This is a genomic window from Streptomyces davaonensis JCM 4913 (assembly GCF_000349325.1).
Classification (GTDB): Bacteria; Actinomycetota; Actinomycetes; order Streptomycetales; family Streptomycetaceae; genus Streptomyces; species Streptomyces davaonensis.
This window is the reverse complement of sequence record NC_020504.1, coordinates 3,321,238-3,346,971: the sequence shown is the minus strand read 5'-3', so window position 1 is coordinate 3,346,971 and position 25,734 is coordinate 3,321,238. Positions and strand designations below refer to the sequence as shown.

At 69.8% G+C, this 25,734-nt stretch carries 27 protein-coding genes and 2 riboswitches; of the genes, 18 read left to right on the top strand and 9 right to left on the bottom strand.

Features of this window, described 5'->3' with window-relative positions:
- Window positions 1-44: 44 nt before the first annotated feature.
- A complete protein-coding gene (locus BN159_RS14370) occupies window positions 45-257 on the top strand; it encodes an EF-hand domain-containing protein (protein WP_015657704.1) in 213 nt (70 codons plus the stop codon).
- 112 nt (window positions 258-369) lie between these two features.
- Here the strand turns inward: BN159_RS14370 and BN159_RS14365 are convergent, their stop codons facing one another.
- Window positions 370-1,293: an AraC family transcriptional regulator gene (locus BN159_RS14365; RefSeq protein ID WP_015657703.1), complete on the bottom strand. Its 924-nt coding sequence runs from the start codon at window positions 1,291-1,293 to the stop codon at window positions 370-372.
- Window positions 1,294-1,394: 101 nt separating this feature from the next.
- Between BN159_RS14365 and BN159_RS14360 the strand changes: the two genes are divergently transcribed.
- Both BN159_RS14360 and BN159_RS47745 read left to right on the top strand, forming a co-directional pair.
- Window positions 1,395-2,399, top strand: a complete 1,005-nt coding sequence (locus BN159_RS14360; RefSeq protein ID WP_015657702.1) for a zinc-dependent alcohol dehydrogenase family protein — start codon at window positions 1,395-1,397, stop codon at window positions 2,397-2,399.
- A gap of 442 nt (window positions 2,400-2,841) precedes the next feature.
- Window positions 2,842-3,297: an endonuclease domain-containing protein gene (locus BN159_RS47745; RefSeq protein ID WP_197541377.1), complete on the top strand. Its 456-nt coding sequence runs from the start codon at window positions 2,842-2,844 to the stop codon at window positions 3,295-3,297.
- A gap of 7 nt (window positions 3,298-3,304) precedes the next feature.
- On the opposite strand, the gene BN159_RS14350 is transcribed toward BN159_RS47745, so the two are convergent.
- The 6 genes from BN159_RS14350 to gcvT all read right to left on the bottom strand — a co-directional run bounded on the left by BN159_RS14350 (window position 3,305) and on the right by gcvT (window position 8,679).
- Window positions 3,305-3,862: a GH25 family lysozyme gene (locus BN159_RS14350; protein ID WP_015657701.1), complete on the bottom strand. Its 558-nt coding sequence runs from the start codon at window positions 3,860-3,862 to the stop codon at window positions 3,305-3,307.
- A gap of 73 nt (window positions 3,863-3,935) precedes the next feature.
- The gene (locus BN159_RS14345) at window positions 3,936-4,232 is read right to left on the bottom strand and encodes a hypothetical protein (protein WP_015657700.1); all 297 of its coding nucleotides are present in this window, start codon (window positions 4,230-4,232) and stop codon (window positions 3,936-3,938) included.
- Between the two features lie 133 nt (window positions 4,233-4,365).
- Entirely contained in the window at window positions 4,366-5,733 is a 1,368-nt protein-coding gene (locus BN159_RS14340) for an L-serine ammonia-lyase (RefSeq protein ID WP_015657699.1), read from the bottom strand.
- 60 nt (window positions 5,734-5,793) lie between these two features.
- Window positions 5,794-7,056 (bottom strand): serine hydroxymethyltransferase, encoded by a 1,263-nt coding sequence (locus BN159_RS14335; RefSeq protein ID WP_015657698.1) that lies wholly within the window; start codon window positions 7,054-7,056, stop codon window positions 5,794-5,796.
- 14 nt (window positions 7,057-7,070) lie between these two features.
- The gene (gcvH, locus tag BN159_RS14330; RefSeq protein ID WP_015657697.1) at window positions 7,071-7,448 is read right to left on the bottom strand and encodes a glycine cleavage system protein GcvH; all 378 of its coding nucleotides are present in this window, start codon (window positions 7,446-7,448) and stop codon (window positions 7,071-7,073) included.
- A gap of 112 nt (window positions 7,449-7,560) precedes the next feature.
- The gene (gcvT, locus tag BN159_RS14325) at window positions 7,561-8,679 is read right to left on the bottom strand and encodes a glycine cleavage system aminomethyltransferase GcvT (RefSeq protein ID WP_015657696.1); all 1,119 of its coding nucleotides are present in this window, start codon (window positions 8,677-8,679) and stop codon (window positions 7,561-7,563) included.
- Between the two features lie 37 nt (window positions 8,680-8,716).
- A riboswitch (glycine riboswitch) is annotated at window positions 8,717-8,825 on the bottom strand.
- Window positions 8,826-8,921, bottom strand: a riboswitch (glycine riboswitch).
- A gap of 170 nt (window positions 8,922-9,091) precedes the next feature.
- Between gcvT and BN159_RS14320 the strand changes: the two genes are divergently transcribed.
- The 9 genes from BN159_RS14320 (at window position 9,092) to BN159_RS43920 (ending at window position 18,913) form a co-directional block, all read left to right on the top strand.
- Window positions 9,092-9,757, top strand: a complete 666-nt coding sequence (locus tag BN159_RS14320; RefSeq protein WP_041821340.1) for an AAA family ATPase — start codon at window positions 9,092-9,094, stop codon at window positions 9,755-9,757.
- A 67-nt stretch (window positions 9,758-9,824) separates the two neighbouring features.
- Window positions 9,825-10,592, top strand: a complete 768-nt coding sequence (locus BN159_RS14315; protein ID WP_015657694.1) for an enhanced serine sensitivity protein SseB — start codon at window positions 9,825-9,827, stop codon at window positions 10,590-10,592.
- Window positions 10,593-10,761: 169 nt separating this feature from the next.
- On the top strand, window positions 10,762-11,550 hold the full coding sequence (locus BN159_RS14310; protein ID WP_015657693.1) for an enhanced serine sensitivity protein SseB C-terminal domain-containing protein: 789 nt from the start codon (window positions 10,762-10,764) through the stop codon (window positions 11,548-11,550).
- Window positions 11,551-11,874: 324 nt separating this feature from the next.
- Window positions 11,875-12,873 carry an ABC transporter permease gene (locus tag BN159_RS14305; RefSeq protein ID WP_015657692.1) on the top strand — a complete coding sequence of 333 codons (999 nt, stop codon included), beginning with the start codon at window positions 11,875-11,877 and terminating at the stop codon, window positions 12,871-12,873.
- A 58-nt stretch (window positions 12,874-12,931) separates the two neighbouring features.
- The gene (locus BN159_RS14300; RefSeq protein WP_231905615.1) at window positions 12,932-14,689 is read left to right on the top strand and encodes an ABC transporter substrate-binding protein; all 1,758 of its coding nucleotides are present in this window, start codon (window positions 12,932-12,934) and stop codon (window positions 14,687-14,689) included.
- 69 nt (window positions 14,690-14,758) lie between these two features.
- Window positions 14,759-15,766 carry an ABC transporter permease gene (locus BN159_RS14295; RefSeq protein ID WP_015657690.1) on the top strand — a complete coding sequence of 336 codons (1,008 nt, stop codon included), beginning with the start codon at window positions 14,759-14,761 and terminating at the stop codon, window positions 15,764-15,766.
- Window positions 15,763-16,860, top strand: coding sequence for an ABC transporter ATP-binding protein (locus BN159_RS14290; RefSeq protein WP_015657689.1), 1,098 nt, complete (start codon window positions 15,763-15,765; stop codon window positions 16,858-16,860). Before BN159_RS14295 ends, BN159_RS14290 begins: the two co-directional genes overlap by 4 nt.
- Window positions 16,857-18,185 (top strand): ABC transporter ATP-binding protein, encoded by a 1,329-nt coding sequence (locus BN159_RS14285; RefSeq protein WP_015657688.1) that lies wholly within the window; start codon window positions 16,857-16,859, stop codon window positions 18,183-18,185. The genes BN159_RS14290 and BN159_RS14285 overlap by 4 nt, the downstream gene beginning before the upstream one ends.
- A 71-nt stretch (window positions 18,186-18,256) precedes the next feature.
- Window positions 18,257-18,913 carry a trimeric intracellular cation channel family protein gene (locus BN159_RS43920; protein ID WP_078598800.1) on the top strand — a complete coding sequence of 219 codons (657 nt, stop codon included), beginning with the start codon at window positions 18,257-18,259 and terminating at the stop codon, window positions 18,911-18,913.
- On the opposite strand, the gene BN159_RS14275 is transcribed toward BN159_RS43920, so the two are convergent.
- Window positions 18,822-20,108, bottom strand: a complete 1,287-nt coding sequence (locus BN159_RS14275; RefSeq protein ID WP_015657686.1) for an MFS transporter — start codon at window positions 20,106-20,108, stop codon at window positions 18,822-18,824. The genes BN159_RS43920 and BN159_RS14275 overlap by 92 nt on opposite strands.
- A gap of 100 nt (window positions 20,109-20,208) precedes the next feature.
- On the opposite strand from BN159_RS14275, the gene BN159_RS14270 reads away from it, so the two are divergent.
- From BN159_RS14270 to BN159_RS14260, 3 genes are read left to right on the top strand one after another with little or no spacing between them, the layout of a single operon-like run.
- The gene (locus tag BN159_RS14270; RefSeq protein WP_015657685.1) at window positions 20,209-21,294 is read left to right on the top strand and encodes a DUF5937 family protein; all 1,086 of its coding nucleotides are present in this window, start codon (window positions 20,209-20,211) and stop codon (window positions 21,292-21,294) included.
- A 51-nt stretch (window positions 21,295-21,345) separates the two neighbouring features.
- Window positions 21,346-22,197: a thioesterase family protein gene (locus BN159_RS14265; protein WP_015657684.1), complete on the top strand. Its 852-nt coding sequence runs from the start codon at window positions 21,346-21,348 to the stop codon at window positions 22,195-22,197.
- A 34-nt stretch (window positions 22,198-22,231) separates the two neighbouring features.
- A complete protein-coding gene (locus BN159_RS14260) occupies window positions 22,232-23,206 on the top strand; it encodes a helix-turn-helix transcriptional regulator (protein WP_015657683.1) in 975 nt (324 codons plus the stop codon).
- Between the two features lie 45 nt (window positions 23,207-23,251).
- On the opposite strand, the gene BN159_RS14255 is transcribed toward BN159_RS14260, so the two are convergent.
- Entirely contained in the window at window positions 23,252-23,881 is a 630-nt protein-coding gene (locus BN159_RS14255) for a TetR family transcriptional regulator (protein WP_015657682.1), read from the bottom strand.
- 133 nt (window positions 23,882-24,014) lie between these two features.
- Between BN159_RS14255 and BN159_RS46185 the strand changes: the two genes are divergently transcribed.
- The 3 genes from BN159_RS46185 (at window position 24,015) to BN159_RS14240 (ending at window position 25,733) form a co-directional block, all read left to right on the top strand.
- Complete coding sequence (locus tag BN159_RS46185; protein ID WP_015657681.1) at window positions 24,015-24,167, top strand: hypothetical protein; 153 nt, start codon at window positions 24,015-24,017, stop codon at window positions 24,165-24,167.
- A 23-nt stretch (window positions 24,168-24,190) separates the two neighbouring features.
- Entirely contained in the window at window positions 24,191-24,457 is a 267-nt protein-coding gene (locus tag BN159_RS14245; RefSeq protein ID WP_015657680.1) for a hypothetical protein, read from the top strand.
- A gap of 112 nt (window positions 24,458-24,569) precedes the next feature.
- Complete coding sequence (locus BN159_RS14240) at window positions 24,570-25,733, top strand: cysteine desulfurase family protein (RefSeq protein WP_015657679.1); 1,164 nt, start codon at window positions 24,570-24,572, stop codon at window positions 25,731-25,733.
- Window position 25,734 lies beyond the last annotated feature (1 nt).

The following is a 25,734-nucleotide window of genomic DNA, read 5'->3' as shown; positions in this document are numbered from 1 at the left end:
CTCCGGCAACAAGCCGCAAGGTACGACGAAAAAGGGGCGGATCGGTGGCGGACATCGACGAGGCACGCAAGCAGTTCGAGCGGATCGACACGGACGGTGACGGCTTCATCACCGCGGCCGAGTTCAAGACCGCCCTCGCCCAGCAGGGCGACTGGAACGTCACCGAGGCGGTCGCCGAGGCCATCATCAAGTCCCGTGACCTCAACGGCGACAAGATGCTGTCCTTCGACGAGTTCTGGGCGTACCTCACCAAGTGACGCACACGGAAGGGGCGCCCGTCCGGAAGGGCGGGCGCCCCTTCGTCGTGCGGTCGCAGGCCGGAGCGAGGTGGTGTGGGACGCCCCGCATTCGACAACCGACCGCCGTGGCTCAGGCCGTGCGGCGCCGGTACTGGCCCGGTGCCATCCCGAACTCCCGCTTGAACGCCTTGGCGAAGGCGAACTCCGAGGTGTAGCCGGCGCGTTGGGCGATCACCCGGAGCGGGGTGTCGTCCGTACGCAGCAGTCGGCCCGCTGTGGTCATCCGCCACCAGGTCAGATACGCCAGCGGCGGCGCCCCCACCAGCGCCGCGAATCGGCGGGCGAAGGCCGCGCGGGACAGGCCGCCGCGGGCGCCGAGTTCCTCCACCGTCCAGGGGCGGGACGGATCACCGTGGATCGCGCGCAGCGCCGCCGCGACCGCCGGGTCGGCGAGGGCGGCCGCCCAGCCGGTGGGGTGCCCGGAGCCATGGCTCTCCCCCAGCCACCAGGCGCGCAGGATGTAGAGCAGCAGCGTGTCCAGCAGCGAGGTCACGATGGTGTCCGAACCGGGCTGCGGCTCCGTCAGTTCCGCGCCCAGCAGCTCCACCGCCGCCCGCAGCGACCGGTGCGTGCCGACGCGGGCGGGCAGATGGACCACCTCCGGCAGCTCGGTCAGCAGGGGGTGCGCGCGTGAGCGGTCCAGCAGGTACGCGCCGCACAGCATGACGGTGGTCGGCGGTCCCGAGCCCACCGGGTCGGGCGGAAGCTCGGGCCAGGTGCCGTCCTCCTTCTTCCGCACCTCCTCCAGCGGCACGTCCAGACCGCTGGCCAGCCCGTGTCCGCATCCGCTGGCCAGGAACACCACATCCCCGGGCGCGAGTTCGACGGGGGCGCCCCGCGCCGGGAGCAGCCAGGCCGACCCCCGCAGCAGCACATGGAAGCCGGCGCCTGACGAGGCCTCGAAGCGCATGCCCCAGGGCCCGTACTTGTCCCGGCGGGAGGAGTGCGGCCGTCCGGTGCGCATGGCGGCGACGGCATCGCTGAGGACATCCATGTCCGCACCATAGCCATCGAGTCAAGTGGCAAGACGAACGGACATGAATCAAAGACCGACGGACATGGATCGTCTCGCACCCGGCCCGTAGCGTCGTCGTCATGCCAACTACCACGCGCACCGTGCTCTTTCACGAAGTCGGCGGCCCCGAGGTCCTGAAGATCGAGGATGTGTCGATCGCCGGGCAGCCAGGGCCGGGTGAAGTCGCCCTCCGCATCGAGGCGCTGGGCCTCAACCGTGCCGACGCCCTCTTCCGCGCCGGGACTTACTACTACCAGCCCACACTCCCCGGCTCCCGGCTCGGCTACGAGGCCTCCGCCGTCGTCGAGGCGGTCGGCGAGGGCGTCACCGAACTCGCCGTCGGCGACCCGGTGATGACCGGCCCCGGCATCGAAATGGGTGCCCAGGGCGTGTACGCCGAGCGCGTCGTACTGCCCGAGTCCGCCGTCGTGCGGCGCCCGGCCTCCGTGGACCCGGTGACCGGCGCCGCGGCCTGGCTGACGTACACCACCGCGTACGGCGCCCTGCTGGAGACCGCGGGGCTCCGGCCCGGGGACCACGTCCTCATCACGGCCGGGTCCAGCGGTGTCGGCACCGCGGCGATCCAGGTCTCCCGCCGCATCGGCGCGGTCCCGGTCGTCACCACCCGCACCGAGGAGAAGCGCAAGCAACTGCTCGACCTGGGCGCGGCCGAGGTGATCGTGACCGGTGACGCCGGCACGGAACCGATCGCGGAGGAGGTACGACGCCTGACCGGCGGCCGCGGCGCGGAGGTGATCTTCGACGCGATCGGCGGCCCCGGCTTCGGCGGCCTCGCCGCGGCGCTCGCCGAGGGCGGCAGCGTGGTCGTCTACGGCTGGCTGGACGGACGCCCCACCGAGATCCCCTTCAACTGGCCCTTCACCATCCACACCTACGCCAACATGGCCCTCACCACCACCCCCGACGGCCGCCGCCGCTCCACCGCCTTCCTCAACGCCGGCCTCACCGACGGCGGCTTCCGCCCACCGGTCGCGGAGGTCTTCGAAGGCCTCGAAACCATCCAGAAGGCCCACCACCTGATGGAGACCAACCGCCACACGGGCAAGATCGTCGTACGGCTCTGAAAGTTCACCGCGCTCCGCAACATCCGGACGGACCCGGAGGCTGACGCAAGCCATATGAGCGCATGCGCGACAGGAAATCCGACTGGTGTACCCGTGACGAACTCTCGAGTGCTTCGTTTGATCGGATGATGCGTACGAGGGCTTGTCTGTGGGGGATCGCGTGAAGACGTGCAGCGCGGGCGGCGACGGATGGGCATGCGGCCGCTCGTCCGATAGGTACCCGCTGACCCGGGGGCTGTGTAGAACCCACTACATGCAGCACCGGAGGGGGACAGTGCTGGCGCCCATCAACCCCGACCGTATGACGGCTGATGGGCGCACGTGTTCTTTTGCGGGATGTGGGAGGGCGGTATCCGCCAGAGGGTTGTGCACCGGGCACTATCAGTAACTGAGCAAGGAGCTACCGCTCACAGCGCTGCGCGAGAAGAGGCCCAACGGCGCCGTGCGGGCGATTGCCGATCGCGGAATCATTGAATGCCGCAAGTGTGGCGAGTACAAGCCTGTGTCGGCGTACTCGGCGCTCAATGCGTCAGGTGCGCCTCGGCCGTACTGCAAGCCGTGCAACGCCGAGTATGTCCGCCTTGGGCACTACAACGTCACCAAGGAGTTCATCGATCTGTTGCTGCGCTTCCAGGAAGGGAGGTGTGCAATCTGCGGCGTGACCGACACGGGGCCAAGGGCCATGCATATTGACCATGACCATGCATGTTGTGCGGGCAGGCGAAGCTGCGGTGAGTGCGTCAGGGGACTTGTCTGCAGCAGCTGCAATTTCCATGCTCTGGGGTGGTACGAAGCTCTACCGGCAGAGCTTCGTACCTTCGACTTGCTGAACTCCTACCTCTCGGACCCGCCGGCAATGCGGCTCCGCGCCGAATTGGTGCCCTCAGGCCGCATATGAGCGTGATTCAAGCGGTCTTGGCCCATTCGCGGAGGGCCGCCTTGCTCTCGAAGTCGGCGACATTCCTGTCCAGGGGATCGTCCGTGTACTGATGGAAGCGCCACTTCGCCTTGATGCGAGGTTTCCCCGCCGTGACGTAGTCCGCGATCCAGAGGCCGTCGCCCGCGTAGGAGGTTGTGTCGACCGTCAACCAGTAGTGGCGGTTCGTGTAGAGGATCACCGGATTGTTCGGCCGTAGCTCCTTCACCTTCCGGATGAACAGGTCCTTCTGGGCGTTGGTCGCGTGGGTGCCGTCGCTTGTTGTTTCCCAGTCGACTGCGAGGATGTCGCCCGCTTTCTCGGGGGCGTGCTTGACGAAGTACTCGGCCTGGGCGGTGAGGTTGCCGGGCCAGAGGAAGTGGTAGAAGCCGACCACCAGGTCGGCTTCGCGGGCTCGTTTTGTCTGGGCTGAGAGCTTGGGGTTCACGTACGAACGGCCCTCCGTCGCCTTGATGAAGACGAAGAAGAGGCCGTCCGTGTCGTATGTCGAGGGCTGGTAGGCGCTCACGTCTATGCCGCGCAGCATGTGGGGGCTCCCTGAAGTGTGCGTGGGGGGACGGGAGTTGTTGATATGCCCCGGTCGCGCGCGGTCAATCGGGTCAGCAGTTCGTGGTGTTCGTGACCCAGCGCAGGACCGCGTTCATCACCTCGTCGCCGAGGGAGCTGATGGACTCGACGGCGTGCTGGTCGCCGGGCAGTGGCGCGATGCCGCGGACGGTGAGGGCGGCGTACAGGTCCAGACGGCGGTGATCGGTGGCGCTGAGGGTGCTCAGGCGCTGCGCCGGGTCGGGGGGCGGCAGCAGGTAGTCGTCGCCGTACTCGACAGCGGAGGCGTACCGGCCGCACAGGGGCCAGGCGGCCTGGGCCGGGGTGAGTGTGTCGCTGTAGGAGCTCACTGCGGATCTCCCTCGCATCGGGGGTGTCTGTCTGCCCAGTGAGTCGCGTGGGGCCGCCGGTCCGGTTGCGTCGTGTGTCGGCTGTCGCCCGAATGACGCAATAAGGATGATGGTCAGGGTCAGCCCCGGGGGCTCAGCACTCGATGATGTTCACCGCGAGCCCGCCCCGCGCCGTCTCCTTGTACTTCACGCTCATGTCGGCGCCGGTGTCCTTCATCGTCTTGATGACCTTGTCCAGGGACACCTTGTGGGAGCCGTCGCCGCGCATCGCCATCTTCGCCGCCGTGACCGCCTTCACCGCGGCCATGCCGTTGCGCTCGATGCACGGGATCTGGACCAGGCCGCCGACCGGGTCGCAGGTCAGGCCGAGGTTGTGCTCCATGCCGATCTCGGCCGCGTTCTCCACCTGCTCGGGCGAGCCGCCGAGCACCTCGGCCAGCGCGCCCGCCGCCATCGAGCAGGCCGAGCCGACCTCGCCCTGGCAGCCGACCTCGGCGCCGGAGATGGAGGCGTTCTCCTTGAAGAGCATGCCGATCGCGCCCGCGGCGAGCAGGAAGCGGACGACGCCGTCCTCGTCGGCGCCCGGCACGAAGTTGATGTAGTAGTGCAGGACGGCGGGGATGATGCCCGCGGCGCCGTTGGTCGGGGCCGTCACGACCCGGCCGCCCGCGGCGTTCTCCTCGTTCACCGCCATCGCGTAGAGCGTGATCCACTCCATCGCGTGCGCCAACGGGTCGCCCTCGGCCCGCAGTTGCCGCGCGGACACCGAGGCCCTGCGCCGTACCCGCAGACCGCCCGGCAGGATGCCCTCGCGGGACATGCCGCGCGAGACGCACGCCTGCATCACCCGCCAGATCTCCAGCAGCCCGGCGCGGATCTCCTCCTCCGTGCGCCAGGCCCGCTCGTTCTCCAGCATCAGCGAGGAGATCGACAGACCCGTCTCCTGCGTCAGCCGCAGAAGCTCGTCGCCCGTGCGGAAGGGGTACTTCAGGACCGTGTCGTCCAGCTTGATGCGGTCCGCGCCCACCGCGTCCTCGTCGACCACGAAGCCGCCGCCGACCGAGTAGTACGTCTTCGACAGGAGCTCCGCGCCCGAGGCGTCGAACGCCCATATCGTCATGCCGTTGGCGTGGTACGGCAGCGCCTTGCGCCGGTGCAGGACCAGATCGTCGTCGAAGGAGAACGAGATCTCGTGCTCGCCCAGCAGGGAGAGCCGGCCCGCGGACTTGATCGACTCGATCCGGTCGTCCGCCGTCTCCACGTCCACCGTGCGTGGCGAGGCACCCTCCAGACCGAGCAGCACCGCCTTCGGGGTGCCGTGGCCGTGTCCGGTCGCGCCCAGGGAGCCGTACAGCTCGGAGCGGACCGAGGCGACCGAGGGCAGCAGGCCCTCGTTGCGCAGTCGGCGCGCGAACATACGGGCCGCACGCATCGGGCCGACCGTGTGGGAGCTCGACGGGCCGATGCCGATCGAGAACAGGTCGAAGACCGAGATGGCCACGGGGAACTCCTCAAAAAAGGGTGGGGGCACACATCCTTGGGCGCCCCCACCAGGGAACTACTACTTGCTCAGGCCGGGGTACAGCGGGTGCTTCTCGGCCAGGGCCGTGACCCGGGCCTTCAACGCGTCGGCGTCGTACGACGGCTTCAGCGCCTGTGCGATCACGTCCGCGACCTCGGCGAAGTCCTCGGCGGTGAAGCCGCGGGTGGCCAGGGCGGGCGTGCCGATGCGCAGACCGGAGGTCACCATCGGCGGACGCGGGTCGTTGGGGACGGCGTTGCGGTTGACCGTGATGCCGACCTCGTGGAGACGGTCCTCGGCCTGCTGGCCGTCCAGCTCGGACTCGCGCAGGTCGACGAGGATGAGGTGGACGTCCGTGCCACCGGACAGGACGTTCACTCCGGCCTCGCGGGCGTCGGCCGCCGTCAGCCGCTCGGCGAGGATGCGCGCACCCTCCACCGTACGCCGCTGGCGCTCCTTGAACTCCTCCGAGGCGGCGACCTTGAAGGAGACCGCCTTCGCCGCGATCACATGCTCCAGGGGACCGCCCTGGAAGCCCGGGAAGACCGAGGAGTTCAGCTTCTTCGCGAAGTCCTTCTTCGCGAGGATGATGCCGCCGCGCGGGCCGCCCAGGGTCTTGTGGGTGGTGGAGGTGACGACGTCGGCGTGCTCGACGGGGTTGGGGTGCAGCCCCGCCGCGACCAGACCGGCGAAGTGCGCCATGTCGACCCACAGGTAGGCCTCGACCTCGTCGGCGATCCGGCGGAACTCGGCGAAGTCCAGCTGGCGAGGGTACGCCGACCAGCCGGCGATGATCACCTTCGGGCGGTGCTCCTTGGCGAGGCGCTCCACCTCGGCCATGTCGACCAGACCCGCGTCGTCCACGTGGTACGCGACCACGTTGAACTGCTTGCCCGAGAAGTTCAGGCGCATCCCGTGGGTCAGGTGGCCGCCGTGCGCCAGGTCCAGACCGAGGATGGTGTCGCCCGGCTTGGCCAGCGCGAACAGCGCGGCCTGGTTGGCGGAGGCACCGGAGTGGGGCTGGACGTTGGCGTACTCGGCGCCGAACAGCTCCTTGACCCGGTCGATCGCGAGCTGCTCGGTGACGTCGACGTACTCGCAGCCGCCGTAGTAGCGGCGGCCGGGGTAGCCCTCGGCGTACTTGTTGGTGAGGACCGAGCCCTGCGCCTCCATGACCGCGACCGGCGCGAAGTTCTCGGAGGCGATCATCTCCAGGGTGGACTGCTGGCGGTGCAGCTCGGCGTCGACGGCGGCGGCGACGTCGGGGTCGAGTTCATGCAGGGGCGTGTTCATGGCGGACATGCGTCTACGACTCCTCAGCCGGCGGAAAAGGCGGTGTACTCGTCGGCGGAGAGCAGCTCGGCCGGCTCCTCCGCGACGCGTACCTTGAACAGCCAGCCGCCCTCGAAGGGGGCCGAGTTCACCAGCGACGGGTCGTTCACGACGTCCTCGTTGATCTCGGTGACCTCGCCGGTGACCGGGGAGTACAGGTCGCTGACCGACTTGGTGGACTCCAGCTCGCCGCAGGACTCGCCCGCGGTCACCGTGGAGCCGACCTCGGGGAGCTGGGCGTAGACGACGTCACCGAGCGCGTTGGCCGCGAACTCCGTGATGCCGACCGTCGAGACGCCGTCCTCGGCGCCCGACAGCCACTCGTGCTCCTTGCTGTAGCGCAGCTGCTGGGGGTTGCTCATGGCCTGAATTCTCCTGTACGCGGGGAAGTGCTGATGAAGGGGGGACTGCTGAAGGCGTGCGTGAGCAGCGGTGATGTGATCGGCATCACTTGCTCGGCATCACCTACGGCTACTACTTCTGGCGCTTGTAGAACGGCAGCGCCACGACCTCGTACGGCTCGTGGCTGCCCCGGATGTCCACGCCGACCCCGGCCGTGCCCGGCGCGGCGTGCGCGGCGTCGACGTAGGCCATGGCGATCGGCTTGCCCAGCGTGGGGGAGGGGGCGCCGGAGGTGACCTCGCCGATGACCTGGCCGTCCGCGACGACCGGGTATCCGGCGCGCGGGACCCGGCGGCCCTCGGCGATCAGGCCGACGAGGACCCGCGGCGGGTTGCTCTCGGCGCGGGCGGCGGCCTCGGTGAGCGCCTCGCGCCCGACGAAGTCGCCCTCCTTCTCGAACTTCACCACCCGGCCGAGCCCGGCGTCGAAGGGGGTGAGCGCGGTGGTCAGCTCGTGCCCGTACAGCGGCATGCCCGCCTCCAGGCGCAGGGTGTCCCGGCAGGACAGACCGCAGGGGACCAGACCGACGGCCTCGCCCGCCTTGGTGAGCGCCTGCCACAGCTCGACGGCGTGCTCGGGCTTCACGAACAGCTCGAAGCCGTCCTCGCCGGTGTAACCGGTGCGCGCGATCAGCGCCGGGACGCCCGCGACCGTGCCGGGGAGACCGGCGTAGTACTTCAGGCCGTCCAGGTCGGCGTCGGTGAGCGCCTTCACGATGCCCGGGGACTCGGGGCCCTGGACGGCGATCAGGGCGTAGGCGTCGCGGTCGTCGCGGACCTCGGCGTCGAAACCGGCGGAACGATCCACCAGCGCGTCCAGGACCACCTGGGCGTTGGAGGCGTTGGCGACGACCATGTACTCGGTCTCGGCGAGCCGGTAGACGATCAGGTCGTCGAGGATGCCGCCGTCGGCCTGACAGATCATGGTGTAGCGGGCGCGGCCGAGACCGACGGTGGCGATGTTGCCGACCAGGGCGTGGTTCAGCAGCGCGGCGGCCTGCGGACCGGTGACCGTGATCTCACCCATGTGGGAGAGGTCGAACAGGCCGGCCTTGGTGCGCACGGCGTTGTGCTCGTCGCGCTCGGAGGCGTACCGCAGCGGCATGTCCCAGCCGGCGAAGTCGGTCATGGTCGCGCCGAGCGAGCGATGCAGGGCATCGAGGGCGGTACGGCGGGGTTCAGGACTGCTCATCGGACGTTTGTCTCCCAAGGCATGACGGCGAGGTCGTTCCTCCCCATCTGTCATCGGAACCTGAGAGGTTCGTCATGACCACATGTGGGCATGACTTGCACCTTGGGTGGGACCACCGCAGGCGGTGGTCCGCTTTTCAGATGTGCCTCGCCCGCGCGGTAACGGGGCCTGAGAGATTCAAGGGAGGGACTTGCTCCTTCGGCGCCCCAGCTGAAGGCTGGGAACTCTCCCGCGCGGATTCAAACGGCCGGTATGCAGTTGGCGCGGACATCATTGCACGCATCGCTCCGGCGCGGCAGGGCCGCATCTGTAACCGGCCTGTGGCGGTACGCGTACAGAAACGGCAGGCATCCGGCATTACCTTCTCTTTACGCTCGACGGGCAGGTGCCCTACCTGACCCAGGGGAGGACGATCACGTTGAACAGGACCTCGGCGTACGCGACCACCACGGGGATCGCGGTACCCCGGCAGCCGGCCGTTCCGGCGCGGGAGGCGTCCCCGGCCGCGGTCGTGCGCGATCTGCGCGAGCGCGCCGGCCACAGCCCGCACGCCCTGCTCTTCGGGCCCAAGGACCTCGTCGTGATCACCGGTCTGCCCGGCAGCGGCAAGTCCACCCTCATGAAGCGGACCGTGAAGGGCCCGCGGATCGACTCCCAGGACACCCGGGACCGCTGGGACGCCCGGATGCCCGGCCTCCTGCCGTACGCGGTCTACCGCCCCCTCGTCCGGTTCGCGCACTACGCCGGGCTGTGGCGCGCCCTGCGCTCCGGTGAGGGCGTCGTCGTGCACGACTGCGGGACCCAGGCCTGGGTGCGCGGCTGGCTGTCCCGGGCGGCGCGGCGCCGGGGCGGCACCCTGCACCTGCTACTCCTGGACGTCACCCCGGGCCAGGCCCTGGAGGGCCAGCGGGAGCGCGGCCGGGGCGTGTCCCGGTACGCCTTCCTGCGGCACCGCGCCGCGGCCGGGCGGCTGCTGCGCTCGGTGGAGAAGGGGGAGCTGCCCCAGGGCTGCGGTTCGGCGGTGCTGATCGACCGGTCGGCGGCGGGCGTGCTGCGGCGGATCGGGTTCACGGGCTGAGCCGGGGCGGCCCCGCAGGCGCTAGCCTTTCAGCCACATCAGTGGTTCACGGCAGGCGGTCAGACAGATGGACTTCCCGGCGCAGGCACACCCCCATCCGCACGGCGGATGGCCCGGCAACGAGCTGGAGGAGGTGCTCTCCGCCTCCCTCGGCGTGCCCTCGGCGGGCGGCCGGATCATCGAGGTGCTCGGCCGCAGCTTCCTCTGGGTCCCGCTGCCGTCCGGCGGCGGGCCCCAGAGCGGCCCGCTGGACCTGCCCACGCTTCAGATCGAGGGCCAGGCCTTCGTCCCGGTCTTCAGCTCCGAGGAACAGTTCCACCAGGTCGTCGGCGCGCACATGTCGTACACGATCGCCCCGGCGGTCGAGTTCGCCCGCGGCCTGCCCCCGCAGGTCGGCATCATGGTCAACCCCGACGGCGTGGTGGGGATCCCGCTGCCGCCCGAGGCGGTGGCCGAACTGTGCCGCGTGGGCCGCACCCCACTGGACGGCCCCGCGAGCGGCGGCCGGGTCAAGCTGTACGAGCCGGACTGGCAGGACGACCCGGTGGACTTCCTCGCCGCGGCGTCCGCGGAGTTCGCCACGACAGGCGTGGTCACGACGGCCCGCCGCTGCCTGGCCGCCATCGAAACGGCGGACCCGGTCATGTTCATAGGCGTGGAGCTCTCCAACTGGGAGGGCGAGCTCCGCACGGCCCCCATGGACGCCCTGGGCCGAGCCCTGGGCAGGGTCCCAACCCCTTGGCCGGTCAACCTGATCCTGCTGGACATGGCTGCCCAGGACCCGGTGGCGATATGGATGCGCGAAAAGGTCCGCCCCTTCTACACACAGGGTTAGCGGAGACACCTGAAGGGGCGCGGGGCTGTATCGATGTGCGGCTCCGCCGCGCGGGCGCGACCAGCCACATCCGAACCCGCACCCGCAAGCGCACATCAAGTCCCGAGTGATTAGGCGGGCTTAAGCTAGGGTCACGGCTCGGTCGGAGAAAAGTTGAAGGGCGGTACAGGTGAGCGCCAGCGGCATCGCGGCCGGGCAGGTCGAGCACATGCTGCGCCAGGTCACGCCCGGGCGGTACGACGCCTACGAGGCGCTCCTGCGCGCGCTCGCGACCCCGAACTCCGGCCAGATCTGGATGCTGCTGTGGCACGGCCAGTCCGGCTCCCCGGACGCCCAGTACGGGAACATGGAGGTCGACGGCCACGGCTACGCCCCCTGCGTCACCTCCGCCCAGGAGCTCTCGGCCAGCGGCTGGAACCGCAGTTACGAGGTCGTCGACGGACTCGACGTGGCCCGCACCCTGTACCCGGACCACTTCGGCCTCTGGCTGAACCCGCACGCCCCCGGCGGCGGCGTCGGCATCCCCTGGCTCGACCTGCGCCGGATCGCCACGGGCCTGGACCGCCAGCCCGCGGGCCCGCTGCGGCTGTCGGAGCCCGGCATCGAGATCCCGCACTTCTACGCCCTGCTCGCGCAGAACGCCCACCGCACCCCGGCCGTCCGCGCCCTGCGCCGCGCCTGGGTGCAGCCGGCGCTCGGGGCGCCGTATCTCGCCATCGGTCTGGATGTGTACGACACCAGCCCGCCCGCCGTGGATTCGGTGCGCGCGATGATGCAGCAGTCCATCGGCGCCGTCCCGGACGGGCTGCCGGTGTCGACGGTGGCGATGTCCGACGAGTACGACCCGGTCGCGATGTGGATGCGGGCGAGCGCCCGCCCGTTCTACGACCGTGAGGCGCACGCGGCGCAGGCGCCCGCCGCAGGATACGGTTACCCGCCGGTTCAGGGCGGTTTCTGACGACGTGACAGGTCAGGGACCTGTTCACGTATCCGACACACTTCTGCGCGCATAGATGGTGCCGAATGTCATCGTATGTCCGATTTGCTCTGACTCTCTCCCGTCCGGCGTCCGTCATCTGCTGTTCGGATAACGGAATCCGCAGTGCATCATCACGGTTGCGCATACTTTCGCCGCCAGATCTGGCGGGTGATCGTGACGACGCTGAAGACTCCCCACTCAGACATGAGGTCCAGTCGATCCTGTGTCTGAGTGCAAGTCGACAAAGCCGTAATCCACGGCGGGCGTAGGCCGGTCACCACCGGCGAGAGGGGTCGGGTCACTGTGACCGCACCGATCGAGACCACCGGGTCACCCGAGGCACAGCCGGAGGCTGTGCTCGTCGGCGCCGACAAGGGGCAGATCGAGGGCCGTTCCCTTGGGCAGATCGCCTGGACCCGGTTCAAGAAGGACAAGGTCGCCGTAGCCGGCGGCGTCGTCGTCATCCTGCTGGTGCTGCTCGCCCTGCTGGCCCGGCCCATCCAGGCGCTGTTCGGTCTCGACCCCAACGCCTTCAACCAGGATCTGATCGACCCCAACACCTCGCTGCCCAGCGGGGACTGGGGCGGTATGAGCGCGGACCACCCGCTGGGCGTCGAGCCCAAGTTCGGGCGGGACATCGCCACCCGCATCCTGGAAGGCTCCTGGGTGTCCCTGGTCGTGGCGTTCGGGGCCACCATCCTGTCCAACACGATCGGCACGGTCCTCGGCGTGATCGCCGGCTACTACGGCGGCCGGACGGACGCGATCATCAGCCGGCTGATGGACACCTTCCTCGCCTTCCCGCTGCTGCTGTTCGCGATCGCCATCTCGGCGACGCTCCAGGGCGGCGCCTTCGGCCTGGAGGGCCTGCCGCTGCACATCAGCGTGCTGATCTTCATCATCGGCTTCTTCAACTGGCCGTATCTGGGCCGCATCGTCCGCGGCCAGACCCTGGCGCTCAGGGAGCGTGAATTCGTCGACGCCTCCCGGGGCATGGGCGCCAAGGGTCCGTACATCCTGTTCCGGGAGCTGCTCCCGAACCTGGTCGGCCCGATCATCGTCTACTCGACGCTGCTCATCCCGACGAACATCCTTTTCGAGGCCAGCCTGAGCTTCCTCGGCGTCGGCATCCAGCCCCCGCAGGCGTCCTGGGGCGGCATGCTCAGCGAGGCGGTCAACTTCTACAAGGTCGATCCGCAGTTCATGATCGTGCCGGGCCTCGCCATCTTCGTCACCGTCCTGGCGTTCAACCTGCTCGGCGACGGACTCCGTGACGCTCTCGACCCACGCAGTGGCCGCTGACATGCGGCCGCGTCGAGAGCCCATCAAGTTTCCAACTATGGAGGGGAAGCAGACCATCATGCGAAGGTCAGCGCTGGCCGCCATCGCGGCCATCGGCACTGTCAGCCTGGTGCTTACGGGTTGCAGCAAGGCCGATGACAACAACGAAAATGGCGACGGCAACAACAAGTCGGCCGGCGCCAACGCGGCGACCAAGGGTGTCGTCAACGCCTCCACCGCGAAGGGGGGCACGGTCACGTACGAGTACTCGGACGTGCCGGACTCCTTCGACCCGGGCAACACGTACTACGCGTACATGTACAACCTCAGCCGGCTCTACGCGCGCCCGCTGATGACCTTCAAGCCCGGTGCCGGCGAGGCCGGCAACGAGCTGGTCCCGGACCTCGCGTCCGCCCCGGGCGAGCCGAGCGACGGCGGCAAGACCTGGACGTACAAGCTGCGTGAGGGCCTCAAGTACGAGGACGGCACGCCGATCACGTCCAAGGACGTGAAGTACGCGGTCGAGCGCTCGAACTTCGCGCGTGACGTGCTCTCCCTCGGCCCGAACTACTTCCAGCAGTTCCTCGAGGGCGGCGAGAAGTACAAGGGTCCCTACAAGGACAAGAGCGACAAGGGCCTCGCGTCCATCGAGACGCCGGACGACACCACGATCGTCTTCAAGCTCAACCGCGCCTTCCAGGAGTTCGACTACCTCGTCGCCACCCCGCAGACGGCCCCGGTGCCGCAGGCGAAGGACACCGGCGTCGACTACGTCAAGAAGATCGTGTCCTCGGGCTCCTACAAGTTCGAGAGCTACGCGGAGGGCAAGGAAGCCGTCCTCGTCCGCAACGAGAACTGGGACGCCGCGACCGACCCGCTGCGCAAGCAGTACCCGGACAAGATCGTCGTCAAGCTGAAGGTCAACGCCGAGACGATCGACCAGGACGTCCGCGCCGGCAAGGCGATCGACCTCGGTGGCGGTGGCGTCCAGGCCGCGACCCAGGCCGAGGTCGTCAACGACCCCGACCTCAAGGCCAACACCGACAACACCTTCGGTGGCCGCCTCGTCTACATGGCGATCAACACCAAGCTCGCGCCGTTCGACAAGGTCGAGTGCCGCAAGGCCGTGCAGTACGCGGTCGACAAGAACTCGGTGCAGACCGCGCTCGGTGGCCCGATCCGTGGTGACATCGCCACGACCGTCCTGCCGCCGGACATCCCGGGCTACCAGAAGACCGACCTCTACGCCACCACGGACAGCAAGGGTGACGTCGCCAAGGCCAAGGAGCAGCTGAAGGCCTGCGGCAAGTCGTCGATCAAGACCAACCTCTCGGCGCGCTCGGACCGTCCGCAGGAGATCGCCGCGGCCACCGCGATCATCAACTCGCTGAAGGCGGCCGGCATCGACGCCACGCTGAAGCAGTACCCGTCGGGCAAGTACTTCACCGACAGCGCGGGTGTCCCGACGTTCAACAAGAAGCAGAACATCGGCCTGCACATGATGCAGTGGGGTTCCGACTGGCCGTCCGGCTACGGCTTCGAGCAGCAGATCCTGCACGGTGACGCGATCGGCGAGTCCGGCAACACCAACCTGTCGCAGCTCGACAACGCCGACGTCAACTCGATGCTCGAGGAAGCGATCGGCACCGAGGACCCGGCCAAGCGTGACGCCCTCTACGCCGAGGTCGACAAGAAGACCATGGAGGAGGCGGCCCTCGTTCCGCTGACCTACTTCAAGGTCCTGCTGTACCGCCCGGCCGGCTTCACCAACCTCGTTTCGACGGCGGCCTTCAGCGGTCAGTACGACTACCTCAACATCGGCACGACCAAGAAGTAGCCCCGGAAGGCAGGTGAAGGCATTGGTGCCCGCGGGCTTTGCGGCCCGCGGGCACCAGCGCCGATCCCCGTGATCTCGTATATCCTCCGCCGGACGATCGCAGCGGTGATCCTGCTGCTCGTCGTCACCGCGGTCACCTTCGCGATCTTCTTCCTGCTGCCCCGGCTCGCCGGCCAGACGGCCGACCAGCTGGCTCAGCAGTACATCGGGAAGAGCCCCTCGAAGGCCGACATCGCAGCAGTCAAGGCCAACCTCGGCCTCGACCAGCCCGTCTACGTCCAGTACTGGGACTTCATCAAGGGGATCGTCTCCGGCGCGACCTACGACCTGGGCCCCACCACCGCGCAGTGCAACGCGCCGTGCTTCGGCTACTCCTTCAAGACCCACGTCGAGGTCTGGCCGCAGCTCACCGACCGTCTGCCGGTGACCATCTCGCTGGCCGCCGGTGCCGCCGTGATGTGGCTGCTGGGCGGAGTCACGGCCGGTGTGATCTCGGCGCTCAAGCCGAGGTCGTTCGCCGACCGGACGTTCATGGGCATCGCCCTCGCCGGTGTCTCGCTGCCCATGTTCTTCACGGGCCAGCTGGCGCTGTTCCTCTTCACCTACAAGTGGCCGATCTTCGGCCGTGAGTACGTCCCCTTCACCGAGAACCCCTCGCAGTGGGCCAACACGCTCTTCCCGGCGTGGTGCTCGCTCGCCCTGCTCTACTCGGCCATCTACGCCCGGCTCACCCGCTCCGGCATGCTGGAGACGATGAGCGAGGACTTCATCCGCACGGCCCGCGCCAAGGGCCTGCGCGAGCGCAACGTGGTGGCCAAGCACGGGCTTCGGGCCGCGCTGACCCCGATCATCACCGTCTTCGGCATGGACCTCGGACTGCTGCTCGGCGGTGCCGTGATCACCGAGACGGTCTTCTCCCTGCACGGCATCGGTGAGTACGCGGTGCAGTCCATCCGGGACAACGACCTGCCCCCGATCCTCGGCGTCACGCTGCTCGCCGCATTCTTCGTCGTGATCGCAAACTTCCTGGTGGACCTCTTGTACGCCGCCGCCGACCCGCGGGTGAGGCTCTCGTGACCGAACTGTCCAAGACCGGTGCCGCGGTCGGGGAGCCCGTGAAGGCCCCCTCCGACGCGCCCACCGCGTTCCTCGAAGTCCGCGACCTCAAGGTGCACTTCCCGACCGACGACGGCCTGGTCAAGTCGGTCGACGGAGTCAGCTTCAAGGTGGAGAAGGGCAAGACCCTCTCCATCGTCGGCGAGTCCGGATCCGGCAAGTCGGTCACCTCGCTCGCCATCATGGGCCTGCACCGGCTCGGCGCGCGCGGCAAGAACGTCCAGATGTCCGGCGAGATCTGGCTGGACGGCAAGGAACTGATCTCCGCCGACCCGGACGAGGTGCGCAGGCTGCGCGGCCGCGAGATGGCGATGATCTTCCAGGACCCGCTGTCCGCGATGCACCCGTACTACACGATCGGCAACCAGATCGTGGAGGCGTACCGCGTCCACCACGACGTCAGCAAGAAGGTCGCGCGCAAGCGGGCCATCGAGATGCTCGACCGGGTCGGCATCCCCGAGCCCGCCAAGCGCGTCGACGGCTACCCGCACGAGTTCTCCGGCGGTATGCGCCAGCGCGCGATGATCGCCATGGCGCTGGTGAACAACCCCGAGCTGCTGATCGCGGACGAGCCGACGACCGCCCTGGACGTCACCGTCCAGGCGCAGATCCTCGACCTGATCCGGGATCTCCAGAAGGAGTTCGGCTCGGCGGTCGTCCTCATCACCCACGACCTCGGTGTGGTCGCCGAGATCGCCGACGACGTGCTCGTGATGTACGGCGGCCGGTGCGTGGAGCGCGGCCCGGTCGACGACATCTTCGAGCGGCCGCAGCACCCGTACACCTGGGGCCTGCTCGGCTCGATGCCGCGCATCGACCGGGACACCGCCGACCGGCTCATCCCGGTCAAGGGCCAGCCGCCGAGCCTCATCAACGTCCCCTCGGGCTGCGCCTTCCACCCGCGCTGCCCGTACGCGGACGTCCCCAAGGGCGATGTCACCCGCACCGTGCGCCCCGAGCTGACGCAGGTCGGCACCGGACACTTCTCCGCCTGCCACCTCTCTCCCGAGGACCGCACGCGGATCTGGACCGAAGAGATTGCGCCGAAGCTGTGAGTGAAACGAAGAAATCGGACGTGACCGTCCCGGCGCAGGCGTCGGCTCCCGCCACGGAGCGCGAGGTGCTGCTGAAGGTCGAGGGCCTCCAGAAGCACTTCCCGATCCGCAAGGGCCTGCTCCAGCGCCAGGTCGCCGCGGTCAAGGCCGTCGACGGCATCGACTTCGAGGTGCGCAAGGGCGAGACCCTGGGCGTGGTTGGCGAGTCGGGCTGCGGCAAGTCGACCATGGGCCGGGTCATCACCCGGCTCCAGGACCCGACGGGCGGCACGATCCACTTCGAGGGCAAGGACATCACCCGGCTGAACACGGCCGGGATGCGCCCGCTGCGGCGGGACATCCAGATGATCTTCCAGGACCCGTACGGCTCCCTGAACCCCCGGCACACCATCGGCTCGATCGTCTCGGCGCCCTTCCGGCTCCAGGGCGTCGAGCCCGAGGGCGGGGTGAAGAAGGAGGTCCAGCGCCTGCTGGAGCTCGTCGGCCTGAGCCCCGAGCACTACAACCGCTACCCGCACGAGTTCTCCGGCGGCCAGCGCCAGCGCATCGGCATCGCCCGGGCGCTCGCCCTGAAGCCGAAGCTGGTCGTGGCGGACGAGCCGGTGTCGGCCCTCGACGTGTCGATCCAGGCGCAGGTCGTGAACCTGATGGACGACCTCCAGCAGGAGCTCGGCCTCACGTACGTGATCATCGCGCACGACCTGTCCGTCGTCCGGCACGTCTCGGACCGGATCGCGGTGATGTACCTCGGCAAGATCGTCGAACTCGCCGACCGCACCTCGCTGTACGAGTCCCCGATGCACCCGTACACCAAGGCGCTGATGTCCGCCGTGCCGGTGCCGGACCCCAAGCGCCGGGGCGCCAAGAGCGAGCGCATCCTGCTCCGCGGTGACGTGCCCTCGCCGATCTCGCCGCCGTCCGGCTGCCGCTTCCACACGCGGTGCTGGAAGGCGACGGAGATCTGCAAGACGACCGAGCCGCCGCTGCTCCAGCTGCGCCCCGGTCAGCAGGTCGCCTGCCACCACCCGGAGAACTTCGAGGACCAGGCCCCGCAGGACACGGTCCTGCTGACCGCCGCGAAGGAGGCGGCGGAGCTGGTCGCCGACGAGGTGCTGGCGGAGTCGGCGGAGACGTCGGCGGCGGTGAAGGCTGCCGTGGCGGAAACGCCGGAGGAGCCGGCCGAGGCCGAGGAGCCCGCGGAGGCCGAGGAGTCGGCGGAGGCTGCTGAAGAGGCCACCGACGAGCCGGAAGCGTCCGCGGAGCCTGAAGCGTCCGAGGAGCCGGACGCGTCCGACGAGTCGGAAGCCACCGACAAGAAGGGCTAATAACCCAAGCCCGACCGAGCCCCCGCCTTGCAATGAAAGGCGGGGGCTCAGTCTTGCGTCAGAATGTACGGGTGCTCCAGCAACTGTTCACCCCGTCCGTCCAGCACACGCTCGACCTGATCGGCATCTTCGTCTTCGCGATCTCCGGCGCCCTGCTGGCCGTCCGCAAGAACTTCGACGTCTTCGGCATCGCCGTCCTCGCAGAGGTCACCGCCCTCGGCGGCGGCCTCTTCCGCGACCTGGTCATCGGCGCCGTACCGCCCGCCGCCTTCACGGACCTGGGGTACTTCCTGACCCCCATGCTCGCCGCCCTCCTGGTGATCTTCCTGCACCCGCACGTCGAGCGCATCCAGACCGGTGTGAACGTCTTCGACGCGGCGGGACTCGGCCTGTTCTGCGTCACCGGCACGACGAAGGCGTACGACCACGGCCTCGGCCTCACCGCCTCCGCCGCCCTGGGCCTGGCCACCGCCGTCGGCGGCGGTGTGCTGCGTGATGTGCTCGCCAACGAGGTGCCCTCCCTGCTGCGCTGGGACCGTGACCTCTACGCGGTCCCGGCGATCGTCGGCGCCGCGATGGTCGTCATGTGCATCCGCTACGACGCACTCACCCCCGTCACCAGCGGACTCGCGGCGCTCACGGCCTTTGTGCTGCGGCTGCTGGCGATGCGCTACCACTGGCGGGCGCCACGGGCCTGGAACCGTCGCTCGACGGTGCGGGAGGAGTAGCACCGCCGACTCGGTCCTTCTCGGCGGCCACCGCCGCCCCGGACAGCAGGGTCGCGCCGGCGAGGCTGCCCCAGAGGGCGGCCGGGCCGTGCGGCGCGAGCGCGGTGATGACCATCGGGGAGACGGCGAGGCCGAAGCCGGTGGAGAGTTCGAAGCGGGCGAGGGCGCGCCCCAGGACATGGGCCGGGGCGAGCGCGGTGACGAGCGCGGTGGCGCTTCCGGCGTAGATGATCTCGCCGATCGTGCAGACGACGGACACCGCGGCGACCGCCGGGGCACCCCAGCCGGGCCCGAGCGAGGCGGCGGCGAGGAAGCCCAGGTAGGAACCGGTGAGCACGACCGCGGCGAGGGCCAGCACCTTCCGCCGGGGGTAGCGGGAGAGCAGGACGGTGACCGGGACCTGGAGGCCGACCACCAGCACGGTGTTGGCGACGAAGATCGCCGCCGACCACACCGGGGAGGCATCCAGCTGGGTCACCAGGATCAGCGGGAGCGCGATCTCGGGGACGTTGAGGCAGAAGACGTAGATCACGTTGGCGGCGAGCAGCGCGCGCATCCGGGGCGGTGGCTCTGTGCCAAGGGTGGGCCCCGCGGCCGGATCCGCGGACAGGCGGACCGACCAGGCCAGGCCCGCCGCGGTGAGATACGCGAGCCCGGTGACGGCCGCCAGCGCCTGAAGCGCGGTGGTGCCGCCCGCCAGGCAGACCGTGGCGATGAGCGCGCCCACCCCGAGGCCCGCGTTGCGCAGGGCGCGGCCCGCCGCGAGGGCGGCGTCGCGGTCCCGGCCGTGGGCGACCGTGGCGATGAGCGCGGCGTGGGCGGCCGGCCAGGACTGATTGCCGATGCCGAGCAGCAGCGCCGCCGCCCCGAACTGCCAGAGGTGCCTCTCCGGGGTGGCCAGCAGCAGGGCAACGCCCGCCACCCGCACCAGCATCGACGCGGCCACGACAGTGCTGCGGGCACCCCGGTCCAGCCAACGCCCCACCGCGGGCATGCAGGCAAGACCCGCGACGATCCCGACGGTCATGGCGACGCCGGTGGCCGGAGCGGACAGGCGGAGCACGGTCACGCCGTAGAGCAGCAGAAACGGCCGTAGCAGGCCGGTGCCGAGGGCGTCCACGGCCAGGGCGACGGCGTATCGGGGGCCGCCGGAGGCGCGGACGAGGGCGCGGGGCCGGATCTTGGTGGTCGTCATGGCGTCAAACGGTGCGGCCGTCCGCCGGATCGGGCACGTCGATTGACGGACAGCGTCAATCGACGACGGCGTCGGCCGTGCGGGCGGTGAGGATGAGGGGATGACGTTGAGGATCGACATCAGCGGGCCGCCGTCCGAGCAACTGCGGTTCGTCGCGTCCCCGCTGGCGGAGCTGACCGCGATGCTCCATGTACTGGCCGAGCCAGGGCATCACCCGCAGCACGTCGGCTGGGCCGCGGACGTCTGGGCCGGGCTGCGGCCGGAGCTCGCCGAGCGGCTCACGGAGGCGGAGTTCCTCTGGCGTTCCTCACAGGCCGACTTCCTGCTTCCCGCCCGGCCCCGGCCCACTCTCGCCGAGGAGCTGGACGACGTGGACCGGATCGACGACGACACCTATGTGACAGCCGCGCTCGTCATGACGTGCGGTGGCAGCCGGGTTCACCTCGCCGCGCCGTCGCCGCTCAGCGACGCCCCGGCGCGCGAGCGGGCGCTGGACGTGGCGCAGGCACGCGGAGCACGGCAGGAGGCCTTCGCGGAACGGCTGTTGGCGGATCCGGCCGCCGTGCGGGCGCGGGTGCGCGACACACTCGAGCAGTGCGCCGAGGCGTTCTTCGACGCGGCCTGGTCGGGTGTCGCCGTGCGGCTCGCCACCGATGTCCGCCTGAAGAACGATCTGCTGAAGCGCCAGGGCGTCGGGGCGGCGCTCGCGTCGGTCTCCGGCGCGGTCACGCTGGCACCGGACGGCGACTGCATCGTCGTGGACAAGCTCCAGGACAAGGCGACTTCCGCGCAGGGCGCCGGGGTCACCTTCGTCCCCAGTGTGTTCTGCCGTCCACACCTGGCCGTTGTTCATGCGCCGGGGTGGCAGCCGGTGGTGCAGTACCCGGTGGCCGAGCCGAGTCCGTCGGAGCCGGTGTCCCTGGAGACGGTGACGCTACGGCTGGAGGCGCTCGCCCATCCGGTACGGCTGCGGCTGCTGCGTACCCTGGCCCGCGGCACGCACACCACCGGCGAGCTGGCCCACGCCTGGGAACTCTCGCCCCCGGAGGTCTCCCGCCACTTGGCGGTCCTGCGCCGGGCGGACCTGCTCACGGCCAGACGAGAGGGGCGTTACGTCCGTTACGCCCTGAATATTCCCGACCTCACGGCGCTGGGCACGGACCTGCTGGCGGCGGTCCTGCGCTGAGGGCATCAAGGAAAGCTACCGCTTAGTAGTTAGCTGTTGTACCGTTCACTCATGCCAGAAGCAGCGTTCACGCAGGCCACCATCGGCGACAGCGAGTTCGACCGGGACACCGCGCTCACCCTGCGCGAACCCGGGGTCTACGACATCGACCTCTCCGCCGGCTGGACCATCATCAGCGCCGTCAACGGCGGCTATCTGCTGGCGGTCCTCGGCCGCGCGCTCGCCGACGCCCTGCCGCACGCCGACCCGTTCACGATCTCGGCGCACTACCTGACCGCGTCCCAGCCCGGACCGGCCGTGGTCCGCACGTCCCTGGTCCGCACCGGCCGCACCCTCTCCACCGGCCAGGCCTCCCTCTTCCAGTACGACGAGGAGGGCCGGGAGATCGAACGCATCCGCGTCCTCGCCTCCTACGGCGACCTCGACTCCCTCCCCGACGACGTCCGTACGACCGCGCAGCCGCCCGCGATCCCGCCGATCGACCAGTGCTTCGGCCCGCAGGACAGCCCCGCCCCGGTCCCCGGCAGCTCGGCCATCACCGACCGCCTGATGATCAAGCTGGACCCCGCGACCCTGGGCTGGGCCCTCGGCGCCCCCTCCGGCAAGGGCGAGATGCGCGCCTGGTTCGGCCTCGCCGACGGCCGCGACGCCGACCCCCTCTCCCTCCTCCTGGCGGTGGACGCGCTGCCTCCGACGGCCTTCGAACTCGGCATCAAGGGCTGGGTCCCCACGGTGGAACTGACGGTCCACATCCGCTGCCGCCCGGCCCCCGGCCCGCTCCGGGTGTCGATCACGACCCGCAACCTGGCGGGCGGCTTCCTGGAGGAGGACGCGGAGGTATGGGACACGGAGGGTCGCCTGGTGGCGCAGTCGAGGCAGTTGGCAAGGGTGCGTCTGGGCTGACCTCGGCGGTCAACAGGCGGCTTAGCCTGACGAAGTGAAGTCGGACCGTCTCCTCTCCATCCTTCTGCTCCTCCAGACCAGGGGCCGGGTCACCGCCCCCGAACTCGCCGAGCGGCTGGAGGTATCGGTCCGGACGATCTACCGGGACGTCGAAGCCCTGTCCGCCTCGGGCGTCCCGGTGTACGCCGAACGCGGCCGCCACGGAGGCATCGAGCTCCTGCGCGGCTTCCGTACCGACGTCACCGGCCTCACCGCGGACGAGTCCCGGGCCCTGTTCGTCCTCTCCGCGCAGGGCACGCACGCGGCGCTGGGTCTGGACGCCGCTCTCGGCTCGGCGCTGCGCAAGGTGATGGCGGCCCTGCCCGCCCCGTACCGCCCGGCCGCCGAGGTGGCCTCCCGTCGCATCCTCGTGGACGCCACCCGCTGGAACGGCGGCCCCCAACCCCCCGCCGACCTCGACGCCTTGCAGGACGCGATCTTCACCGACCGCCGACTGAAACTGCGCTACCGGCACGGCAGGGAGACCCGGATCCGGACGTACACCGTCGACCCGTACGGCCTCGTGGCCAAGGCGGGTGTCTGGTACCTGGTGGCCGACAGCCGGGGAAAGCCCCGCCTCTTCCGCGCCGACCGGGTCCAATCGGCGACTGTGCTGCCGGACCCCGTCAAGCGCCGCCCCGGCGTCGAACTGGCCGACGCCTGGACGCAATTGCGCCGCCAGGTCGAGGAGCGCCCCGGGACCATCCATGTCACGGTCCGCGTCCGGAGCGACCGGGCCGACCTCTTCCGGCGCGTCCACGGGCCCTGGCTGACGGCGCTTCCGGAGGCGGAGGACGGCGGCGAGTGGGTGACGGCGCACCTCTCGTACGGCTTTCTCGGCGAGGCCCGCCAACTGCTGGCGTTCGGCGACCAGGTGGAGGTGGTCTCCCCGCCGGAGGTGCGCGCCGACCTGGCCCGCACCGCCGCGTCCGTCACGGAGCTGTACTTGAGCAGCGCTTTGCCGGACTGACAGTTCTCGGTAGGAGAAGAGCCGTAGTGCGTCGCCGCCGCTCGCTCAGTCCAGCCAGTGGCGGCGGCCGATGCTGATCAGCCGCATCCGGCGGGTGGCGTCCTGGACGACCCGCCGTCGATCGTCCCCCGCTTCCTTGTCCAGGGTGTCCAGGAAGAGGGAGGCGATCATCAGCATCTGGTCGACGTAGAGGTTGGCCAGCATCAGCAGGTCCTCGTCGCTCCAGCCCTCGGACAGCGGGTCCTTGGCGAGCTCACGCTTCACCTCCTCGCCGAAGCGGGCGAGTTGGTCCTGGATGGCCTCGCGCACGGGCTGGACGCCGCCGTGCCGCTCACGGGCGATGAAGCGGACGTGGGCAGGGTGCGCGGCGACATGGCCGGCGATCAACTCGACGGCGCGGGCGATGCGTTCGTCGGGGTCGCCGTCGGCGGAGACGGTGGTCCGGATCATCGGGTGGAGGCTGCCCAGCGCCTCCTCGACCAGGGCGATGCCGAGATCCGCGGTCGAGCGGAAGTGCCGGTAGAAGGCGGTGGGGGCGACGCCGACGGCACGGGTGACCTCGCGCAGGCCCAGACTGCTCAGGCTCTGCTCCTCCAGCAGCCCCAACGCGGCGTCCAGGAGCGCCTGTCGGGTCTTCTGCTTCTGGACCTGCCGGATGCCGAGGGTGTGACTCATGCCATGCAGTTAACAACTGTTCTCTGGAATTGAAAAGCCATGGGGCGCGCTAGACTCTGAAGTCAGTGAACAACTGTAACTACAACTGTTCACCGAAATGTAACGAGACGCATCTCGGAGGGGATCCCATCCCATGCTGTTCCTCGTCGCCGCGCTCCTGCTTCTGGGCGTCGTCATGGGCACCGTGGCCCACGCGCCGCTCGGCTTCACCGTCGTGGCCGCCGCCGTCATCGCCGCCTGGCTGGGCGTCTTCGCGCTCCGCGAGCGCCACGCCCGCCGCCACTGACCCGCACAGGGAGTCGACCCATCATGCAGCTCACAGCCCCGACGACCGGCCGCCCACTCACCCGTGACGCCGACGGCATGGCTGTCGCGTCCTTCATCCTCGGCCTCGTAGGCCTCCTGGTCCTCAATGTCTTCCTGGGCCCGATCGCCATGGCCCTGGCAATCGTGTCCCTCTGGCGGGGAACCAGCCGTAAGGGTCGCGCGTATCTGGGCCTCGGCCTGGGCGTGGCCGACCTGTTGGTCCTGCTGGCCTTCATGCAGATGGACAGCACGGTGTCCTGGAGCTTCTGAGTCCTGGAGTCTCCGAGTCCACGGGGACCCCACCCTTGCGGGCACCGGCCCACGACAACGGCCGACGACCCATGCCTACGGCCACGGAACAGGCCCGTAGAATCAGCTCACCATGGCTTACCTCGACCACGCCGCGACCACCCCGATGCTTCCCGAGGCGGTCGAGGCACTCGCCGCGCACCTGAGCGTCACCGGCAACGCCTCCTCACTGCACGCATCCGGCCGCCGGGCCCGCCGTACCGTCGAGGAATCCCGCGAGACCCTCGCGGAAGCGCTCGGCGCCCGCCCCAGCGAGGTCGTGCTCACCTCGGGCGGCACCGAGGCCGACAACCTCGCGGTCAAGGGCCTGTACTGGGCCAGGAGAGACGCCGACCCGGCCCGCACCCGGGTGCTGGCCTCCCCGGTCGAGCACCACGCCGTCCTCGACGCGGTGCACTGGCTCGGCGAACACGAGGGCGCCACAGTCGAGTACCTCCCGGTCGACGAGTACGGCCGGGTCCACCCCGAAGCCCTGCGTGAGGCCATCGCCCGCAACCCCGGCGACGTGGCCCTGGCGACCGTCATGTGGGCCAACAACGAGATCGGCACGATCATGCCGGTCCGTGAACTCGCCGACGTCGCCGCCGAGTTCGGCGTCCCGCTGCACGCCGACGCCGTCCAGGCCTTCGGCCAGCTCGACGTCGACTTCGCCGCCTCCGGCCTCGCCGCGATGACCGTCTCCGGACACAAGATCGGCGGCCCCTACGGCATCGGTGCCCTGATCCTCGGCCGCGACCAGACCCCCGTACCCGTGCTGCACGGCGGCGGCCAGGAGCGGCAGGTCCGCTCCGGCACCCTCGACGTGCCCGCCGTCGCATCCTTCGCCGTGGCGGGCAGGCTGGCCGCGGAGCAGCGCGAGTGGTTCGCCCGGGAGATCGGCGCCCTGCGCGACGACCTGATCGCGGCGGTCCGCACCGCGGTCCCGGACGCGATCCTCGGCGGCGACCCCGTGGACCGCCTCCCGGCCAACGCCCACTTCATGTTCCCCGGCTGCGAGGGCGACTCCCTGCTGCTCCTGCTGGACGCCCAGGGCATCGAGTGCTCCACCGGCTCCGCCTGCACCGCCGGCGTCGCCCAGCCCAGCCACGTCCTGCTGGCCACCGGCACCGATCCGGACCTCGCCCGCGGCACCCTGCGCTTCTCCCTCGGCCACACCTCCACGGAGGCCGACGTCGAGGCGGTCGCCAAGGCGATCGGACCGGCCGTGGAGCGGGCGCGAGCGGCGGGCCTCAGCTAGT

Coding starts and splice junctions, on each gene's coding strand:
- BN159_RS14300 (WP_231905615.1), top strand. CDS start 12,932: ATGCGAAGGTCAGCGCTGGCCGCCATCGCGGCCATCGGCACTGTCAGC.
- BN159_RS14315 (WP_015657694.1), top strand. CDS start 9,825: ATGGACTTCCCGGCGCAGGCACACCCCCATCCGCACGGCGGATGGCCC.
- BN159_RS14265 (WP_015657684.1), top strand. CDS start 21,346: ATGCCAGAAGCAGCGTTCACGCAGGCCACCATCGGCGACAGCGAGTTC.
- BN159_RS46185 (WP_015657681.1), top strand. CDS start 24,015: ATGCTGTTCCTCGTCGCCGCGCTCCTGCTTCTGGGCGTCGTCATGGGC.
- BN159_RS14270 (WP_015657685.1), top strand. CDS start 20,209: ATGACGTTGAGGATCGACATCAGCGGGCCGCCGTCCGAGCAACTGCGG.
- BN159_RS14350 (WP_015657701.1), bottom strand. CDS start 3,862: ATGCTGCGCGGCATAGACGTGAGCGCCTACCAGCCCTCGACATACGAC.
- BN159_RS14335 (WP_015657698.1), bottom strand. CDS start 7,056: ATGTCCGCCATGAACACGCCCCTGCATGAACTCGACCCCGACGTCGCC.
- BN159_RS14275 (WP_015657686.1), bottom strand. CDS start 20,108: ATGACGACCACCAAGATCCGGCCCCGCGCCCTCGTCCGCGCCTCCGGC.
- gcvT (WP_015657696.1), bottom strand. CDS start 8,679: ATGAGCAGTCCTGAACCCCGCCGTACCGCCCTCGATGCCCTGCATCGC.
- BN159_RS14360 (WP_015657702.1), top strand. CDS start 1,395: ATGCCAACTACCACGCGCACCGTGCTCTTTCACGAAGTCGGCGGCCCC.
- BN159_RS14240 (WP_015657679.1), top strand. CDS start 24,570: ATGGCTTACCTCGACCACGCCGCGACCACCCCGATGCTTCCCGAGGCG.
- BN159_RS14245 (WP_015657680.1), top strand. CDS start 24,191: ATGCAGCTCACAGCCCCGACGACCGGCCGCCCACTCACCCGTGACGCC.
- BN159_RS14255 (WP_015657682.1), bottom strand. CDS start 23,881: ATGAGTCACACCCTCGGCATCCGGCAGGTCCAGAAGCAGAAGACCCGA.
- BN159_RS14365 (WP_015657703.1), bottom strand. CDS start 1,293: ATGGATGTCCTCAGCGATGCCGTCGCCGCCATGCGCACCGGACGGCCG.
- gcvH (WP_015657697.1), bottom strand. CDS start 7,448: ATGAGCAACCCCCAGCAGCTGCGCTACAGCAAGGAGCACGAGTGGCTG.